General features: G+C 46.4%; 2 protein-coding genes. Both read left to right on the forward strand.

Annotated features, from left to right (window positions below; genetic code table 11):
- A partial coding sequence (gene nrdD / locus R7190_RS25890) for an anaerobic ribonucleoside-triphosphate reductase (protein WP_318137681.1) occupies nucleotides 1-522 on the forward strand: 522 nt, incomplete at its 5' end.
- An 84-nt stretch (nucleotides 523-606) separates the two neighbouring features.
- On the forward strand, nucleotides 607-1034 hold a 428-nt coding region (gene nrdG / locus R7190_RS25895; RefSeq protein ID WP_318137682.1), incomplete at its 3' end, for an anaerobic ribonucleoside-triphosphate reductase-activating protein.

The raw sequence follows: 1034 nt of genomic DNA on the forward strand, positions 1-1034 counted from the left end.
GAAACTGGCTATGGCTTTAGCTTGTACGCAACACCAAGTGAAAACCTATGTAGTCGTTTCTGCCGCATCGACACCAAAGAGTTTGGTTTGATTGAAGGCGTAACAGACAAAGGTTACTACACCAACAGCTTCCACTTGGACGTTGAGAAGAAGGTTAACCCTTACGACAAGATCGACTTCGAGATGCCTTACCCTGAAATTTCAAGCGGTGGCTTCATCTGTTACGGTGAGTTCCCGAACATGCAACGTAACGTAGAAGCGCTAGAAAACGTGTGGGACTACAGTTACACCCGCGTTCCTTACTACGGAACCAACACTCCGATTGATGAGTGTTATGAATGTGGTTACACCGGTGAGTTTGAATGTACAAGCAAAGGCTTTACTTGCCCGAGTTGTGGCAACCACGATTCAACCAAAGTATCGGTGACACGTCGCGTATGTGGCTACTTGGGCAGCCCACATGCACGTCCGTTTACCTTCGGCAAACAAGAAGAAGTTAAACGTCGAGTGAAACACCTATAAGGTTAATTACCACTCGATTCAACACTTTGAAAATCAACCTGCTTTAGGTTGATTTTCTTTTTCGCGATAACAAAGAGACGCATTATGAACTACCACCAATATTATCCAATTGACGTTGTTAACGGACCGGGTACGCGCTGCACATTGTTTGTGTCGGGGTGCGTACATCAGTGTCGTGGCTGTTATAACCAGTCGACGCAACGCTTGGATTCGGGTGTGTTGTTCACGCAAGAAGCGGAAGACAAGATCATCAATGACTTGAATGACACGCGCATTAAACGTCGCGGTTTGTCGTTGTCGGGCGGAGATCCGCTTCATCCTGCTAATGTGCCTCATATTTTAAAGATCGTGAAAAGGGTGAGAGAAGAGTGTCCCGGTAAAGACATCTGGGTTTGGACAGGCTACACGCTGGCTGAACTGGATGACGCGCAAAGAGAAGTGGTGCAATACATCGATGTTTTGATTGATGGTAAGTTTGAACAAGACAAGAAAGACCTCAATCTCGAATGGCG

It is taken from the genome of Vibrio sp. 1078-1 (assembly GCF_033340475.1).